Origin of the sequence: Mesorhizobium sp. B2-3-13 (genome assembly GCF_006442195.1) — a bacterium.
In the GTDB taxonomy this organism is placed as follows: Bacteria; Pseudomonadota; Alphaproteobacteria; order Rhizobiales; family Rhizobiaceae; genus Mesorhizobium; species Mesorhizobium salmacidum.
On record NZ_VFVQ01000027.1, the window covers coordinates 1 to 16,026 of the forward strand.

A 16,026-nucleotide genomic window follows, 5' to 3' on the forward strand; every position below is an offset into this window, starting at 1 on the left:
AACGATCGACCATCCGAATCATCCCTCTTCATTCCTTACGCACGGAATCACCAACCCGGTTCCGTGCAAAGGCCTCCAAGCAGGATCAGCGCCGCAGCAGACGACGCAATATTGATCACGGTCCCGACAAGCATCATGTCACGCCAGAACAGCCGGTCGACCGGCACCTCGCCAAGCCAACGCGAGCGGAAGAAATCCGCGATCACTTACCCTGCCCAAGCACTTCGGTTACGGCGCGCTCGACCCGTGAGCATTCCGTGACCAGCCAGTCGGTCATGGCAGGCCAGTTGTCCTCGGGAAAGCAATTGACCCGCCACATCGAATTGATGCCGAGGCCTTCGCAGCTTTGTTCCGGCCTGAGTTTCAGCCTGTCTTCGATCGCCGGCCGGAACGGCTCCAGCCGCGACCAGCTTTGCGTGGCGCCGAACTTCTCGTTGCGGCCGAAGAAGACGCCGACATGGTTCTGCGCCGGCGCGACATACATGGAAAGGACCAGTGCGAAGTCGGGCAGCCCGCGCTGCCAGAACCAGGGTCCGCGCCGCGCCAGCCGGGCCCTTTCTTCCGGATGCCGTTCGGCAAACAGCGACCAGAAGCCGCGATGGCGGAATTCCGAGGCGCGACGGCCGCCGAAGTCGAATTCGCTCATGGTTAGATGCCGCTCCAGCATCACCCGGGTTAAGACCGTTGCTGAGCCTTGGCTAGAGGCTGTTTCGAAATTCGCTCTGGTGAGTCATGTGATTGTGGTTTCGAGAGCCGTAGCGCAGCGGACATTGGTCCGTGAGCAACGGAAGCGCAGAAAACGCCATCAGATGACCGCCAGAGTAGAATTTCCAAACAGGCTCTTAGACCATGCCGAGCGCGGCCATGTACAGATCGAGGATGGCATCCTCCTCCTGGCGCTCGGCCTGGTCCTTCTTGCGCAACCGGATGATGGTGCGGATTGCCTTGGTGTCGAAGCCGGTCCCCTTGGCCTCGGCGAAAACTTCCTTGATGTCGTCGGAAATCGTCTTCTTTTCTTCCTCGAGCCGCTCGATGCGTTCGATCAAGGCACGCAGCTGGCCGGCGGCAACAGTCTGGCTGGTCTCGGTGATATCGTCGGCCATGTTTTCTCCAAAATCGGTTCCGCGCCGCGACTCGGGGAACGTGCCGCGGCGAATTTCAGCGGTTCGATGCCCGACCCAGGCCGGCGGGTCAAGCCGTTATCGAACAGCTCGCCAAGCCTGCCGCCAGAAGCCGACAGCCTGCTCGTTTCTTGCGAGCTCTCAGTTGAACGCGATCAGCAGATCCTTCGCATCGATCTGGTCGCCGGCCTTGACCAGCACCTCGGCAACCGTACCGTCGCGCTCGGCGTGCAACGCCGTCTCCATCTTCATCGCTTCGATGGAGAGCAGCACGTCGCCGGCCTTGACCGCCTGGCCGGCGGCGACCGCAAGCGCCGAAACCACACCCGGCATCGGCGCCCCGACATGCGCCTCGTTGCCGGGCTCCGCCTTGCGGCGCGCCTTGGCTGCCGAGGCACCATGCGCACGGTCGGGCACCTTCACACGCCGCGGCTGGCCGTTGAGCTCGAAGAACACGGTGACCATGCCCTTCTCATCGACATCGCCGAACGCCTGGCAGCGCACGACCAAGGTCTTGCCCCTTTCGATATCGACGAAGATCTCGTCTTCCGATTTCATGCCATAGAAATAGGTCGGCGTCGGCAGAACGCTGACCGGGCCGTAGGTTTCCTGCGCGGCGACGAAGTCGGAAAACACTTTCGGATACATCAGCCACGAGGCGAACTCGTATTCCGACAGCTTGCGCTCGAGCTTGTCCTCGATCTCCTTGCGGCTCTTCTCGAGGTCGGCCGGCTTCAGCAACGAACCAGGCCGCGCCGTGATCGGCTTGTCGCCTTTCAGTGCCTTCTTCTGCAGCACCCGCGGCCAACCGCCCGGGGACTGGCCGAGGTCGCCGCGCAGCATCGAGACGACCGAGTCCGGGAAGGCGATGTCGCGGGCCGGGTTCTCGACATCGGCAACGGTCAGGTCCTGGCTCACCATCATCAGCGCCATGTCGCCGACGACCTTCGAGGACGGCGTCACCTTGACGATGTCGCCGAACATCAGATTGACGTCGTGATAGGTCTGCGCCACTTCGTGCCAGCGTGTCTCCAGCCCCAGCGAACGGGCCTGTTCCTTCAAATTGGTGAACTGCCCGCCCGGCATTTCGTGCAGGTAGACCTCGGAAGCCGGACCTTTCAGGTCGCTCTCGAAGGCAGCATATTGGTTGCGAACGGCTTCCCAGTAGAACGAGATCTTGCGGATCCACTGCGGGTCGAGGCCCGGATCACGTTCTGTGCCCTTCAGTGCTTCCACGATCGAACCGAGACATGGCTGCGACGTATTGCCGGAGAAGGCGTCCATCGCCGCGTCTATAGCGTCGACGCCGCTTTCCACCGCCGCCAGCACGGTTGCCGCCGACAGACCCGATGTGTCGTGGGTGTGAAAATGGATCGGCAGGTCGGTCGCCTCGCGCAGCGCCTTGAACAGCACGCGGGCGGCACTCGGCTTCAACAGGCCGGCCATGTCCTTGACCGCGATGATATGGGCGCCGGCTGCCTGCAATTCGCTGGCGAGCCCAACATAATATTTGAGGTCGTACTTGGCCCGCGCCGGATCGAGGATGTCGCCGGTATAGCACATCGCCGCTTCGATCAGCTTGCCCTCGGCGCCCACGGCGTCCATGGCGACGCGCATGTTCTCGACCCAGTTCAAGCAGTCGAAGACGCGGAAGAGGTCGATGCCGCCGCTTGCCGCCTGCTTGACGAAATGCTGCACGACATTGTCGGGATAATTGGTGTAGCCGACGCCGTTGGCGCCGCGCAGCAGCATCTGCAGCAACAGGTTGGGGGCTGCTTCCCGCACCAGCGACAGCCGCTCCCACGGATCCTCGGTGAGGAAGCGCATGGCGACGTCGAAAGTGGCGCCGCCCCAGCATTCGAGCGACAAAAGCTGCGGCAGGGCGCGCGCATAGGTGCCGGCGATCCCGGCAATGTCATGCGTGCGCACGCGGGTGGCGAGCAGCGACTGGTGGCCGTCGCGCATCGTCGTGTCGGTGACCAGCACTTCCTTCTGCTCACGCATCCAGGCGGCGAACTTCTCCGGCCCGAGCACGTCGAGCTTCTGCTTGCTGCCGCTCGGCACATTGCCGTTGAGATAGGGCACCACGGGCGGCGCCGCGTCGGCCTTTGGCGTCGGCCGCCCGCGCGTCTCGGGATGACCGTTGACGCTGACGTCGGCCAGATAGTTGAGCAGCTTGGTGGCGCGGTCCTGGCGCTTGACCTGCTGGAACAGCTCCGGCGTCGTGTCGATGAACCTCGTCGTATAGGAATTGTCGGCGAAGCTCGGATGATTGATGATCGCTTCGAGGAAAGTGAGGTTGGTGGCGACGCCGCGGATGCGGAACTCGCGCAAGGCGCGGTTCATGCGGGCGATCGTCTCTGCCGGCGTCGGCGCCCAGGCCGTGACCTTCTCCAGCAGCGGATCGTAGAAGCGGGTGATGACCGCGCCGGAATAGGCCGTGCCGCCGTCGAGGCGGATGCCGAAGCCGGTGGCGCCGCGATAGGCGGTGATGCGGCCGTAGTCCGGAATGAAATTGTGTTCGGGGTCTTCGGTGGTGATGCGGCACTGCAAGGCATGGCCGTTCAGCCGGATGTCCCTCTGCGCCGGTACGCCCGATTCCGGCGTGCCGATGGCGAAGCCGTCGAGGATGTGGATCTGCGCCTTCACGATGTCGATGCCGGTCACCATCTCGGTGACGGTGTGCTCGACCTGGATGCGCGGATTGACCTCGATGAAGTAAAATTTGCCGGTATCGGCGTCCTGCAGGAATTCGACGGTGCCGGCGCCGATATAGCTGGTCTCGCGCGCGATTTTCAGCGCGTAGCCGCAAAGCTCCTGGCGCAGGTCCTCGCTGAGATAGGGCGCCGGCGCGCGCTCGACGACCTTCTGGTTGCGGCGCTGGATCGAGCAGTCGCGCTCGAACAGGTGCACGGCATTGCCGTGTGTGTCGCCAAGCACTTGCACTTCGACATGGCGAGCGCGCTCGATCAGCTTTTCGAGATAGACCTCGTCCTTGCCGAAGGCTGCTTTCGCCTCGCGCTTGCCTTCCATGACCTCGCGAGCGAGATCGGCCTCGGAACGGATGGCGCGCATGCCACGGCCACCGCCACCCCACGAAGCCTTCAGCATGACCGGATAGCCGACCGTCTTGGCGAGTTCCTTGACCGCCTCCAAATCGTCCGGCAACGGATCGGTGGCCGGCACCACCGGCACGCCGACCTCGATGGCGAGATTGCGCGCGGCGACCTTGTTGCCCAGCCGGCGCATCGTGTCGGGCTTCGGTCCGATGAAGGTGATGCCTGCTTGCGCGCAGGCCTCAGCGAATTCGGGGCTTTCCGACAGCAGCCCGTAGCCGGGGTGGATGGCATCGGCGCCCGAAAGCCTGGCGACGCGGATCACCTCCTCGATCGACAGATAGCTCTCGATCGGCCCCATGTCCTTGCTGAGGTGCGGTCCGCGCCCGACCTGGTAACTTTCATCGGCCTTGAAGCGGTGCAGCGAATATTTGTCCTCCTCGGCCCAGATCGCCACGGTTTTGAGGCCCAACTCATTGGCCGCGCGAAAGACGCGGATGGCGATTTCTGACCGGTTGGCGACGAGGATCTTCGTGATGGCCAAGGCCTGGGCTCCAGCAGCGGAAGGGACGGGAAATGGAGGCAATGATTAACGTGAAAATGCTGCAGTGCAAACAAAATCGACGCCGGTTTAAACCGATTTAAATCTATTATCCGGCCAACACTCGCACGCATTCGTTCGAACGGACGGAACAATGGCGACAATTTCGATCCTGGATGCGATGTTCCCAACCAAGGAGAACCGACGGGGATGTCACCGTTGCCGGCGCGTCAAAGAAAATGCCCGGCGCGAGGCGCCGGGCATCGTTGGTTTCGGATCCGAATGAATTACGACTTCGGGAACCAGGAATACTTCCCGTCGTCCTTCTTCTTCCATTCGTACATGATGTAGCCTGGCAGCTTCGGATCGCCCTTGGCGTCATAGGCGAGGTCGCCGAGAACGGAGGGGAACGGCCCGTTTTCATGCATCGCCTTGGCGACGGCCTGCGGATCGTTCGTCTTGGCGGCAGCGGCTGCCTCGGCGACCACCTGCACGGCGGCATAGGCGTAGAGCGTGTAGGCTTCCGGCTCGAAACCCTGCGCGCGGAACTTCTCGACGAGTTCCTTATTGGCCGGGATCAGACGCGGGTCGGGGCCGAACGTGTTGAGGGTGCCGGCGACAGCGTCGCCCGCGATGGCGGCGAGTTCGTCCGTCACAATGCCGTCACCCGACATCATCGGGGCCTTGAGGCCCTGGTCCGCCGATTGACGGATGATCAGGCCGGCTTCGGTGTGCAGGCCTCCCCAGTAGATCAAGGTGACGCCGGCTTCCTTCATCTTGGCGATCAGCGCCGAGAAGTCCTTGTCGCCGACATTGACGCCTTCATACATCACTTCCTTGATGCCCGCGGCGTTCATCGCCTTCTTGGTTTCGTCCGCGAGGCCCTGGCCATAAGGGGTCTTGTCATGGATCACGGCAACCTTGGCATCCTTGAAGTTCGCCGCGATATAGGCGCCGGCGATGCTGCCCTGCTGGTCGTCGCGTCCGCAGGTACGGAACACATTCCACAGGCCGCGCTCGGTGAATTTCGGGTTGGTTGCGGCCGGCGTGATTTCGACGATGTTGTTTTCAGCGTAGACTTCGGAGGCCGGGATCGACACGCCCGAGTTGAAGTGGCCGATCACAAACTTGACGCCGTCGCCGACGAACTTGTTGGCGACCGAGATGCCCTGCTTCGGATCGGAGACATCGTCGCCGATTTCAAGCTTGATCTGCTCGCCATTGATACCGCCCTTGGCGTTGATATCGGCGACCGCCGCTTCGGCGCCCTTCTGCAGCTGTGCGCCGAAGGCCGCGTTCGGACCGGTGATCGGCCCGGCGACCGCGAACATTACATCAGCCCACGCGTTGCCGCCGAACGCGACGAGCGCGGTCAGGGCTACGGCGGACAAAAGTGACTTTTTCATTTAAACGCTCCCATTAACGGAGTGGGCGTGAATGAAGCTTTCATGCGATGCCCACCCTTATCGCAGAAAGCATAGTTTGCCGATTTTCAGGCACTTGTCACGCCGATTCATCCCTGACGCGGCGCTAATGATGAACGTCAACCTTTCGGTTTCCAGCTCAAGATGGAAGCTCTTTCATAGAGCCAATTATACTGTGTGACCATCTGGTTGGTTCGTGTGTATTGATAGCCAACGAAGCCCAGTATCATCAGCACGATGGTATCGACGATATAGTAATGCAGCGAGAACATCGTGCCGTCGAACAGCGCATGATGGATGAAACGGATACCGATGCCGAGGCCGAGCATATAGGCGAACAGCTGGATGAAGCTGCGCCATGTCTGGGCACTGGCCTTGCCGGTCATCCAGGCCGCCCAGCCGCCGAGCAGGCAGGTGACGAAGAAGAACTGCCAGATCGACGGTTCCTCGTAGAGAATGCCTTGCATGGGAAGTCTCCTGAACTCAGTGATGTCCGCCTTCGAGATAGGCGGCGCGCACTTCCGGATTGGCGAGCAGTTCCTTGCCGGTGCCGCTCATCGTCACATTGCCGTTGACCATGACATAGCCGCGCGTGGCGAGCTTGAGCGCGCCGAACGCGTTCTGCTCGACCAGGAACACGGTCAGCCCTTGGGTGCGGTTCAATTCGCGGATGGCATCGAAGATCTGCTTGACGATCAGCGGCGCCAGACCCAGCGACGGCTCGTCGAGCAGAAGCAGTTTCGGCCGCGCCATCAGTGCGCGTCCGATTGACAGCATCTGCTGTTCGCCGCCCGACAAGGTCCCGCCACGCTGGGCGATGCGCTCCTTCAGTCTGGGGAACAGCGTGAACACCTTCTCGACGTCCTCGCCATAGTATTTGAGGTTATCGAGGCTGGCGCCCATCTGCAGGTTTTCCATCACCGTCATGCGCGGGAAGATGCGACGGCCCTCGGGTGACTGTGCGATGCGCATGCGTGCGATTTCGTGCGTCGGCAACTGGGTAATATCGGCTCCGGCGAAGGTGATGGTGCCCGTGCGGGCCCGCGGAGCCCCGAAGATGGTCATCATCAGCGTCGACTTGCCGGCGCCGTTGGCGCCGATCAGCGCCACGATTTCACCCTGCTTGACGGTGACGTTGACACCGTTCAGCGCGCGGATGTTGCCGTAATAGGTCTCCACGCCCTTGATATCGAGCAGCGTTGTCGTGGCCATCACTTGCCCCCTCCACGCTTGCCCTGAACGGGCTTGCCTGTGCCCGCGGCCTTGCCGGAAGCATGACTTGTCGCCACCTTGCCCGCATCGACGCGGCGCGAGAATTGCGTATCCTTGCCCTGACCGAGCAGCTTCGCCTGCTTGACCCATTCCTCGCGCGCGATGCGTCCGTCAAAGGCGAGATAGGCCTCGACCGCCTCGACATCGGCCTTCTTCCAGGCGCCGATCTGGTCGAAGTGGAAGATGCCGTGTTCGTTGAGCTTCTTCTCGTTGACCGTCCCGATGCCCTTGATGCGCGTCAGATTGTCGGCCTTGCCGCCACGGGGGGCAGCGAGCCGGTTCGAAACGCCTTCGGCCTTCGCGGCAGGCGCCTTGGCGGCCGTTTTCCTTGGTGCCGCTTTCTTCGGCGCGGGCTTGGCTGGCGCCGGTGCGACAGGCCTGCTTGCCACGGTGGCGGCGCGGGCGTCGACCTGCGCTGCCTTCGAAGCGCCCTTCGACACGGTCACCCGCTCGCCTTCGCTATGGCCGACGGTGTCGCTCACCGGCCCGGCAAGATACGACGACGACGTCGCCGGGCCATGCGCCGAGTCGGGACCGATATCGAGCTGTTCGATGACGTCCTCGTCACCGACTTCGGTGAGCGCGGTCTCGACCTCCTCGTCGTCGACGCCGAGATAGGCGGCGATGACACGCGGGTCGGTGCGCACCGACTGCGGATTGCCGTCGGAGATCTTGCGGCCATATTCGAGCACCACGACGTGGTCGGAAATCTGCATGACCACCGACATGTCGTGCTCGATCAGCAGGATCGAGGTGCCGCTCGTGTGCTTGATGTCCATCAGCAGTTCGTTCAGCGCCGCCGATTCCTTCGGGTTGAGGCCGGCCGCCGGTTCGTCGAGGCACAGAAGCTCCGGACCGGTGCACATGGCGCGCGCGATCTCGAGCCGCCGCTGCGCGCCGTAGGGCAAGTCGCCGGCCGGATCGTCGGCGCGATCGACGAGATCGGCCTTTTCCAGCCAGTGCTTGGCAAGCTCCACCGATTCGGCCGAGGCCTTGCGGTAGCCGCTGAAGCCGAACAGGCCCAGGATCGTGTAGCCCGAAGCCTTCATCAGCTTGTTATGCTGGGCGACGAGCAGGTTCTCCAGCAGCGTCATCCCCGAGAACAGGCGGATGTTCTGGAAGGTCCGCGCCACCTTGGCGCGCGCCGGGATCTCATGGTTGGGCAGCCGTTCCAGCAAGTAGCTGGAACCATCGGCCCGGTTGAGCGTGATCATGCCCTCCGACGGTTTGTAAAAGCCGGTGATGCAGTTGAACACGGTGGTCTTGCCGGCGCCGTTGGGGCCGATCAGCGCGGTGATTTCGCCGCGCCTGGCGGTGAAGGACAGGTCGCCGATGGCGACCAGGCCGCCGAACTTCATCGACAGGTGATCGACCTGCAGGATGGCATCGTTCATTTGCGTGGTCGCATTCATCAGCCGTGGCCCTCCTTGGTGAAGGAGCCTGAGACAGCTCTTCGTTCCTTGAGGAAGGCTGTCGGTTCACGGCTGCCGACGAAGCCGCGGGGCTTCCACAGCATGACGATGACCATGGCCATGCCGAACAGAAGCATGCGGTAGAGTTCCGGTGTGAAATCGGGCCCGAAGACCTGCTTGAGGAAGTCGAGTTCGCGCAGCGCCTCGGTGCCGCCGATCATCACCATCGCGGCGACGGCGATGCCGACCAGCGAGCCCATGCCGCCGAGCACGACGATGGCGAGGATAATGGCCGATTCCAGGAAGACGAAGGATTCGGGGCTGACGAAACCTTGCCGCGCGGCGAAGAACGAACCGGCGAAGCCGCCGAACATGGCGCCGGTGGCAAAGGCCGTCAGCTTGGTGGTGGTGGTGTTGATACCGAGCGAGCGGCAGGCGATCTCGTCCTCACGCAAGGCTTCCCAGGCGCGGCCGACCGGCAGGCGCCGCAGCCGGATGGTGACGAAGGCGGTTAGCAGGCAAAGCCCAAGGATCAGGTAGTAGAGGAAGATCTTGTAGTAGGCGCTGGACGTGGCGATGTTCAGCACCTTGGCGATGTAATTCGGGTCCGACACGTTGAACGACATCAAGCCGAAGAAGCTGACCTTGGGAATGCCGGAGATGCCTGCCGACCCATTGGTGACCTCGCGCCAGTTGATCAGCACGAGGCGGATAATCTCGCCGAAGGCGAGCGTCACGATCGCCAGGTAGTCGCCGCGCAGGCGCAGCACGGGAAAACCGAGCAGCACCCCCCAGAGCGCGGCCATGGCGCCCGCGGCGGGCAACAGTATCCAGAACGACAGGCCGAAATGCGTGGCGAGAAGCGCATAGGCATAGGCGCCAAGCGCATAAAAAGCGACGTAGCCGAGATCGAGCAGACCGGCGAGGCCGACGACGATGTTCAGTCCCCAGGCCAGCATCACATAGATCAAGATCTGGATGCCGAAATTATCGACCCATTTTAACGAACCCTGCAACCCGGTGGCGACCGACCAGGCGTTGAGTGACAGCACCGCGACGACGAGGATCGGGTACAGCACCAATGCCGAGATGCCCAATTTGGTGAAGTTGGCATGGATGAAGGCGCGGAAGTAATAGATCACGCAGGCCAGCACATAGATGACCGTCAGGGCACGCAGGAATTGCAGGTAGCCGGCCGGTTCTGCCCCAACCCATCCGGCGAGAGAGCTGTTGAACAGGAACAGCAGCACCATGGCGACGACCGCTCCGATGAAGGTCGGCAGGGTGAAGAAGCGGGATGCCACACTTGCCGGCATGAGCCCGGTGGCGACATCGGCGATCTTCTGGTTAGCCATGAAGGGCTGGCCGTAGGCGACATAGAGGAAACGCCCGACGGCCGTGGCGATCACCACCGCGGCAAGCAGGCCCCAGCGCTGCACCACGACCAGTTCGTTGGAAATGTTCTGGTCGGTCCTGAGGCCGATGAACAGCACGAACAGGCCAAGCGCTATCGCGCCGGCATAGAAGGCCTCGCGCAGCGCGCGCTGCATGGGGCTGGCGACGAGGTCGCGCTCTGGAGATACGGTCACGGCCATTGTCTCAGACCTTTTCGACTTCTGGCCGGCCCAAGATGCCGGAAGGCAGGAAGATCAGCACGATCGCCAGGATCGAGAAGGCGGCGACGTCCTTGTAGTCAATCGAGAAATAGGCCGACCACATGCTCTCGATGAAGCCGATGAGGAGGCCGCCCAGCACGGCACCTGGCAATGAGCCGATGCCGCCAAGAACTGCCGCCGTGAAAGCTTTTACCCCGGGCGTAAAGCCGTCCGAAAAGGCGATGACGCCGTAATACATCAGGAACAGCGTGCCGGCGACGGCGGCAAGGGCTGCGCCCATGATGAAGGTGATCGAGATGGTGCGATCGACGTCGATGCCGAGCAGTGCGGCCATCTTGCGGTCCTGCTCGCAGGCGCGTTGCGCCCGGCCGAGCGAGGTCTTGTTGACCAGGTACCAGAACAGCGCCAGCAGCAAAGCGGTGACGATGACGATGATGATCTGCTTCAGCGACACGCTGACGCCGTTGATGTTGTAGACCTGGCTGACCATCGGCGGGATCGGCTTGTTGCGCGGGCCTTGCGTCACCTGGACGAAGTTCGACAGCGCGATCGACATGCCGATGGCGGTGATCAGCGGGGCCAGCCGGAACGAACCGCGCAGCGGCCGGTAGGCCACCTTCTCGATCGTCCAGTTGTAGAGGCTGGTGAGCAGCATCGCCACGATCATCATGACCAGCAGCGCGATGACCACGGGCACCGAATAAAACAGCGCGCCGAGGATGAGGAAGACGATCAGTGCCGTGAAGGCTCCCACCATGAAGATATCGCCATGGGCGAAATTGATCATGCCGATGATGCCGTAGACCATCGTGTAGCCGATTGCGATCAGCCCATAGATCGATCCCAGCGTCAGCCCATTGATAAGCTGCTGGACAAAATACTGCATGTGTACATGGCTCCCCTGGAACGTCGCCCATGCAGACGCATTCCTTTTCGTATTTCCCCTAGTCGTAAAGTTTCGAGCCCGGATTGCAACGTGATTTTTTTGACCGCTCCGCGTGGTTCCAAGTCACGTCTTCCCGATTGCTCGTTTTCGCACCCAGCCCCTGGACTATCGCGGACCCTATCATTGGCATAACGCAATGTCTTTGACGATTGCGCCGCATCATGCGCTCCGTTTCGAAGAAATCACCGTCAAGATTAGGTGATGAGAAGAATCGTTGCGTTCCTGACATGGTTCGTTTTTTCGTCACACTCCTTTCCGCAAGGTCAGGATTCTCCTACTTGACCACGAAACCATGCGCGAACGGGTCGCGGTCGTCGATGAAGATGGTGTTCAGTCCGGTCATGCGCGCCCAGCCGCCGATCGAGGGGATGATCGCCGGCTTGCCAGCCACGGTGACCTCTTTTTCGACCTTGCCCTTGAACAGCGAGCCGATGATCGATTCATGGACGAAGGCGTCGCCGGCCTTGAGCTTGCCCTTGGCATGAAGCTGCGCCATGCGCGCCGATGTGCCGGTGCCGCAGGGCGAGCGATCGATCGCCTTGTCGCCGTAGAAAACGGCATTGCGGGCATCGGCGCCCTCGACCGTCGGCTTGCCGGTCCACAGCATGTGCGACAACCCGGCGATGCCGGGGTTCTCCGGATGCACGAAGGAATACTTCTCGTTGAGCCGCTGCCGCACCACCGGGCTCCAGGCGATGAAGTCGCTGGCGGAATGGTCGGCCATGTCGCGATAGTTCGCCTGCGGTTCGACGATGGCATAGAAATTGCCGCCATAGGCGACATCGACGGTTATTTCACCCAGCCCTGGACATTCGACTGTCAGCCCTTCGGCATGGAGGAAGGACGACACATTGGTGATGCGCACCTCCTCGACATACTCGCCAACCTGCTTGTATTCGGCGATGACCAGGCCGGCCGGCGTGTCGAGCCTGAGCACACCCGGCGTCTTCGGCTTGATCAAGCCGTGCTCGATGGCCATCGTCACCGTGCCGATGGTGCCGTGGCCGCACATGGGCAGGCAACCGGACGTCTCGATGAACAGGATGGCGATGTCGCAATCCTCGCGTGTCGGCGGATAGAGGATCGAGCCGGACATCACGTCATGGCCGCGCGGCTCGAACATCAGGCCGGTGCGGATCCAGTCATATTCGGCGAGGAAATGCGCGCGCCGTTCCATCATCGTCGAGCCCTGCAGCAGCGGCCCACCGCCGGCGACCAGTCGCACCGGGTTGCCGCAGGTGTGGCCGTCGATGCAGAAGAAGGATTTCTTGGCCATGTCGCTCCTCAAGATCAAAACCGTTGTGGGCTGAAGGGGGCCAGATCAACGGACGAAGTCTGCCCCAGAACCAATTCCCTGATCAACCGCCCGGTTGCTGCGGCCTCGGTCAGGCCGAGATGGCCGTGACCGAAGGCGTAGATCACCGACCGGCTTCGCGTCGCCCTGCCGATGACGGGCACCGAATCCGGCAGCGATGGCCGGAACCCCATCCATTCGCGTCCGCCCGAGGGATCGAGCCCCGGAAGGAATTTCTGCGCCTTCTGCAGGAGCGCTTTCGACCTGTTGAAATTGGGCGGCCGCTCGATGCCGCCGAGTTCCACGGCACCCCCGACGCGCAGGCCCGTTTCGAGCGGGGTGATGACGAAGCCATGACCGGAAAAGATCAGCTGCCGCGTCACGTCGAAAGCGCTCGTCGGCAGCGTCGTGTTGTAGCCGCGCTCGGTCTCCAGCGGAATGCGATCGCCGAGTTGCCGCGCCAGCAGGTGCGACCAGGCGCCCGCGGCAATGACGATGTGCCTGGCTTGTCTTGTCGAGCCATCGGCCAGCGTCAGTGTTGCACCATCCTGATTCGCGGCGACGCGATCGATGCGGGCCATCTCGAAGCGGGCGCCTTTGGATTGCGCGTAAGCCCACACCGCCTTGCCGAGCAGTTTTGGATCGGCGACCGTCTTCCATCCCGGCACGAAGGTGCCCTTGACGAAGCGCGGTGACAACCCAGGCTGCAAGCCCGCGAGGTTCTCGCCCTCGACATGGCGGAAGCCGATGCCGAAGCGCTCGCGCGCCGCCCAGCCCGACAGTGAGGCGCGGAACTCGGCTTCGCTTTCGTAGAGCTCGAGCGAACCGTCCTCGCGCAGCATCGGCCGCGTGCCGGACCGATCGAGCAGATCCATCCATTCGGCCTCGGCAAGCTTCATCATGCCGGCCTGGGCCATCAGGCTCGCCTCGTATTTCCCCGGCGCGCCGGCGCGCCAGAACCGGATCAGCCAGGGCAGCAGCTTGGGCAGGTAGGCGGGCGGGATGCTGAGCGGGCCGAGTGGATCGGCCAGCCATTTCGGCAGCTGCCTGATCATGCCCTTGTGCGCCAGCGGCAGCACGTCGGAAAAAGCAAAGGCGGCAGCATTGCCTGAGCTCGTCTCCTCGCAGATGCCGGTGCGATCGAAGACCGTGACATCCAGCCCGGCCTCGGCGAGGAAGGCAGCCGCGCAAATGCCGATGATGCCGCCACCGACGATGGCAATGTCTTTCCCTTCTCCCCGTTCAGGGTTAAAAGGCGCCCGAAGGGCGGGGCGGCGCCCCGCTTCTGTCCATTTGGTACTTCCTGTCACGTGGGCGCTGCCCTTCACCTGGCTGGCGGCACCTTCTCCTTAGAACTGTGGCAGTGTCGGCCGTACCGCCAGCGCATCCTTGACGATCTTCTCGACGGTCTTGCGGCGTTCGCCCGACAGCGGCATGCGGGGCATTCGGACGCGATCGTTGGTGTTGATGGCGAACACTTCGGCAAGCTTGATGTTCTGCACCAGATAGGTCGAGACATCGAGGTCGAGCAGCGGCCGGAACCAGCGGTAGATGGCGAGCGCCTCTTCGCGGCGGCCGTGCTTCATCAGCTGGTAGATGGCGACGGTCTCGCGCGGGAAGGCGGTGACCAGGCCGGCCACCCAGCCGATGGCACCGACGGACAGTGCCTCGAAGGCGAGGTTGTCGACACCGGTGAACAGGTCGTAGCGGCTGCCCAGGCGGTTGATGATCTCGGTCGAGCGGCGGATGTCGTCGGAAGATTCCTTGATGGCGACGAAGCGCTTGTCCGATGCCAGCTCCTCCATCTGGTCGACGGTGACGTCGACGCGGTAGGCAAGCCGGTTGGAATAGATCATGACCGGCAGGTCGCCGGCCTCGGCCACGGCGCGCAGGGCCGCCACCGTCTCTTCCGCGTTGGTGTGGTAAATCGGGCTCGGCACCACCATCAGTCCGTTGGCGCCTTCCTTGGCGGCGCGCCTGGCGATGCTGGTCGCCTCGCGGGTGCCGGCCTCGTTGACGGTCAGCAGCACCGGCTTCTTGCCTGCGATCTTCTGCGCGGTCTTCAGCACCTCGATCTTCTCGTCAGGCGACAGCATCGGCCCTTCGCCGAGCGAGCCGCAGACGATGATGCCGTCGCAGCCGGCCTCCATCTGCAAGCTGAAGCAACGCTCCATTTCGGCGTGGTCGAGCCGGTCGTCGGCGGTGAATTTGGTCGTGACGGCGGGGAAAACTCCGGTCCACATGGCTATTTCTCCATCTGATATATCAGCCGTATATCTGTTAGGAAAGCCGCTGTCAATGCAGAATCCGTTATGATATATTCTAGATATATCAGGAGACCGACTTTGATATCCATGGAAGCAACCACCCTGTCCGAGCCCGCGGCGACCAAGGCTTACCGTGTCCTTGAGCACATGGTCGTCACGCTCGAACTGGCCCCGGCGAGTTTTGTCACCGAGGGTTCCTTGATCGAGCGGCTGGCGCTCGGCCGCACGCCGGTGCGCGAGGCGATCCAGCGGCTGGCCTGGGAAGGGCTGCTTGACGTCAGGCCCCGCGCCGGCATCGCGATCGCGCCGCTGCATCCCGGCGACTGGCTGCGTGTGCTCGATGCCCGGCGCGGCGTCGAGGTGGTGCTCGCACGATCAGCCGCCCGTTTCGTCACCCGCGAGGCCGCCGACCTGTTCCACGAGGCGGCGCTCGCCATGCAAAAAGCAGTGATATCAGGCAATGTGCTCGCCTTCATCCAGGCCGACAAGGCGCTCGACGAGGCGCTGGCGCTGGCCGCCGACAACCCATTCGCCGCCCGGCTGGCCGCCCCCCTGCAGACCCACAGCCGCCGCTTCTGGTTCCGCTACAAGGCGGACACCGGGTTGGCGGAATCCGCCGAGCACCATGTCGCGTTGATCCGCTCGATCCTGGACGGCGACGAGGAAGGCGCCGCCAAGGACGCCAAGAAACTGATGGCTCTGCTGCGCGGCCATGCCGAGGTGGCCGCGACGCGCTAACTGCAGAAATAGTTCAAGCGCCCGGCAAGGCCGCCTTGATGGTTGGGCTGTCCCAGCCCTCGCCGACCGACAGGATGCAACTCTGGCCCTTCGTGTCGGAAGCCAGAACCGTCCAGCTGCCTTGATCGGAAACGAACACTTCGAGGACCACATTGGGATTGATCAGGCCGCGCCCGGCTTCGCTTTCGTGGAAGTTCTCACCGAGCGCTTTCACGATATCGGCGCGTGCCGCGCATTGCCCGGCCGCATTTGCCTGAGCAGCGCCGGTGCACATCGTTGTCGCCGCAACGAACAGTGTCACTGTAAGTCGTCGTGTCATCTGACACCTCCTTGCGCCGG

The 16,026-nt window shown here is 62.8% G+C and carries 14 protein-coding genes; 1 reads left to right on the forward strand and 13 read right to left on the reverse strand.

Annotated features, from left to right (window positions below; translation table 11 throughout):
- Positions 1–202: 202 nt before the first annotated feature.
- The 12 genes from FJ941_RS25330 to FJ941_RS25385 form a co-directional block, all read right to left on the reverse strand.
- Positions 203–646, reverse strand: coding sequence for a hypothetical protein (locus FJ941_RS25330; RefSeq protein ID WP_140509910.1), 444 nt, complete (start codon positions 644–646; stop codon positions 203–205).
- Between the two features lie 196 nt (positions 647–842).
- Positions 843–1,103 carry a DUF2312 domain-containing protein gene (locus FJ941_RS25335; RefSeq protein ID WP_015315223.1) on the reverse strand — a complete coding sequence of 87 codons (261 nt, stop codon included), beginning with the start codon at positions 1,101–1,103 and terminating at the stop codon, positions 843–845.
- A gap of 159 nt (positions 1,104–1,262) precedes the next feature.
- The gene (gene pyc / locus FJ941_RS25340; RefSeq protein WP_140509912.1) at positions 1,263–4,721 is read right to left on the reverse strand and encodes a pyruvate carboxylase; all 3,459 of its coding nucleotides are present in this window, start codon (positions 4,719–4,721) and stop codon (positions 1,263–1,265) included.
- 284 nt (positions 4,722–5,005) lie between these two features.
- The gene (locus tag FJ941_RS25345; protein ID WP_140509914.1) at positions 5,006–6,124 is read right to left on the reverse strand and encodes a branched-chain amino acid ABC transporter substrate-binding protein; all 1,119 of its coding nucleotides are present in this window, start codon (positions 6,122–6,124) and stop codon (positions 5,006–5,008) included.
- Positions 6,125–6,261: 137 nt separating this feature from the next.
- Entirely contained in the window at positions 6,262–6,609 is a 348-nt protein-coding gene (locus FJ941_RS25350; protein ID WP_140509916.1) for a DUF6867 family protein, read from the reverse strand.
- A gap of 16 nt (positions 6,610–6,625) precedes the next feature.
- Positions 6,626–7,354, reverse strand: coding sequence for an ABC transporter ATP-binding protein (locus FJ941_RS25355; RefSeq protein WP_140509918.1), 729 nt, complete (start codon positions 7,352–7,354; stop codon positions 6,626–6,628).
- Positions 7,354–8,826, reverse strand: coding sequence for an ABC transporter ATP-binding protein (locus tag FJ941_RS25360; protein ID WP_140509919.1), 1,473 nt, complete (start codon positions 8,824–8,826; stop codon positions 7,354–7,356). The genes FJ941_RS25355 and FJ941_RS25360 overlap by 1 nt, the downstream gene beginning before the upstream one ends.
- Complete coding sequence (gene livM / locus FJ941_RS25365) at positions 8,826–10,421, reverse strand: high-affinity branched-chain amino acid ABC transporter permease LivM (protein ID WP_140509921.1); 1,596 nt, start codon at positions 10,419–10,421, stop codon at positions 8,826–8,828. Before livM ends, FJ941_RS25360 begins: the two co-directional genes overlap by 1 nt.
- 4 nt (positions 10,422–10,425) lie before the next feature.
- Entirely contained in the window at positions 10,426–11,328 is a 903-nt protein-coding gene (locus tag FJ941_RS25370) for a branched-chain amino acid ABC transporter permease (protein WP_015315217.1), read from the reverse strand.
- A gap of 334 nt (positions 11,329–11,662) precedes the next feature.
- Positions 11,663–12,664 carry a 4-hydroxyproline epimerase gene (locus FJ941_RS25375; RefSeq protein WP_140509923.1) on the reverse strand — a complete coding sequence of 334 codons (1,002 nt, stop codon included), beginning with the start codon at positions 12,662–12,664 and terminating at the stop codon, positions 11,663–11,665.
- A gap of 14 nt (positions 12,665–12,678) precedes the next feature.
- Positions 12,679–13,992 (reverse strand): FAD-binding oxidoreductase, encoded by a 1,314-nt coding sequence (locus FJ941_RS25380; protein WP_246673992.1) that lies wholly within the window; start codon positions 13,990–13,992, stop codon positions 12,679–12,681.
- Positions 13,993–14,031: 39 nt separating this feature from the next.
- Positions 14,032–14,925 carry a dihydrodipicolinate synthase family protein gene (locus FJ941_RS25385; protein WP_140509925.1) on the reverse strand — a complete coding sequence of 298 codons (894 nt, stop codon included), beginning with the start codon at positions 14,923–14,925 and terminating at the stop codon, positions 14,032–14,034.
- Between the two features lie 111 nt (positions 14,926–15,036).
- On the opposite strand from FJ941_RS25385, the gene FJ941_RS25390 reads away from it, so the two are divergent.
- Positions 15,037–15,687: a GntR family transcriptional regulator gene (locus FJ941_RS25390; protein WP_246672656.1), complete on the forward strand. Its 651-nt coding sequence runs from the start codon at positions 15,037–15,039 to the stop codon at positions 15,685–15,687.
- Between the two features lie 13 nt (positions 15,688–15,700).
- Here the strand turns inward: FJ941_RS25390 and FJ941_RS25395 are convergent, their stop codons facing one another.
- Positions 15,701–16,006, reverse strand: a complete 306-nt coding sequence (locus FJ941_RS25395; RefSeq protein ID WP_140509928.1) for a hypothetical protein — start codon at positions 16,004–16,006, stop codon at positions 15,701–15,703.
- Positions 16,007–16,026: the final 20 nt, after the last annotated feature.

What these genes read in the sequence shown, in the direction of transcription:
- FJ941_RS25330 (WP_140509910.1), bottom strand. Translation starts at nt 646, where the DNA reads ATGAGCGAATTCGACTTCGGCGGCCGTCGCGCCTCGGAATTCCGCCAT.
- FJ941_RS25335 (WP_015315223.1), bottom strand. Translation starts at nt 1,103, where the DNA reads ATGGCCGACGATATCACCGAGACCAGCCAGACTGTTGCCGCCGGCCAG.
- FJ941_RS25345 (WP_140509914.1), bottom strand. Translation starts at nt 6,124, where the DNA reads ATGAAAAAGTCACTTTTGTCCGCCGTAGCCCTGACCGCGCTCGTCGCG.
- FJ941_RS25350 (WP_140509916.1), bottom strand. Translation starts at nt 6,609, where the DNA reads ATGCAAGGCATTCTCTACGAGGAACCGTCGATCTGGCAGTTCTTCTTC.
- FJ941_RS25355 (WP_140509918.1), bottom strand. Translation starts at nt 7,354, where the DNA reads ATGGCCACGACAACGCTGCTCGATATCAAGGGCGTGGAGACCTATTAC.
- FJ941_RS25360 (WP_140509919.1), bottom strand. Translation starts at nt 8,826, where the DNA reads ATGAATGCGACCACGCAAATGAACGATGCCATCCTGCAGGTCGATCAC.
- livM (WP_140509921.1), bottom strand. Translation starts at nt 10,421, where the DNA reads ATGGCCGTGACCGTATCTCCAGAGCGCGACCTCGTCGCCAGCCCCATG.
- FJ941_RS25370 (WP_015315217.1), bottom strand. Translation starts at nt 11,328, where the DNA reads ATGCAGTATTTTGTCCAGCAGCTTATCAATGGGCTGACGCTGGGATCG.
- FJ941_RS25375 (WP_140509923.1), bottom strand. Translation starts at nt 12,664, where the DNA reads ATGGCCAAGAAATCCTTCTTCTGCATCGACGGCCACACCTGCGGCAAC.
- FJ941_RS25385 (WP_140509925.1), bottom strand. Translation starts at nt 14,925, where the DNA reads ATGTGGACCGGAGTTTTCCCCGCCGTCACGACCAAATTCACCGCCGAC.
- FJ941_RS25390 (WP_246672656.1), top strand. Translation starts at nt 15,037, where the DNA reads ATGGAAGCAACCACCCTGTCCGAGCCCGCGGCGACCAAGGCTTACCGT.
- FJ941_RS25395 (WP_140509928.1), bottom strand. Translation starts at nt 16,006, where the DNA reads ATGACACGACGACTTACAGTGACACTGTTCGTTGCGGCGACAACGATG.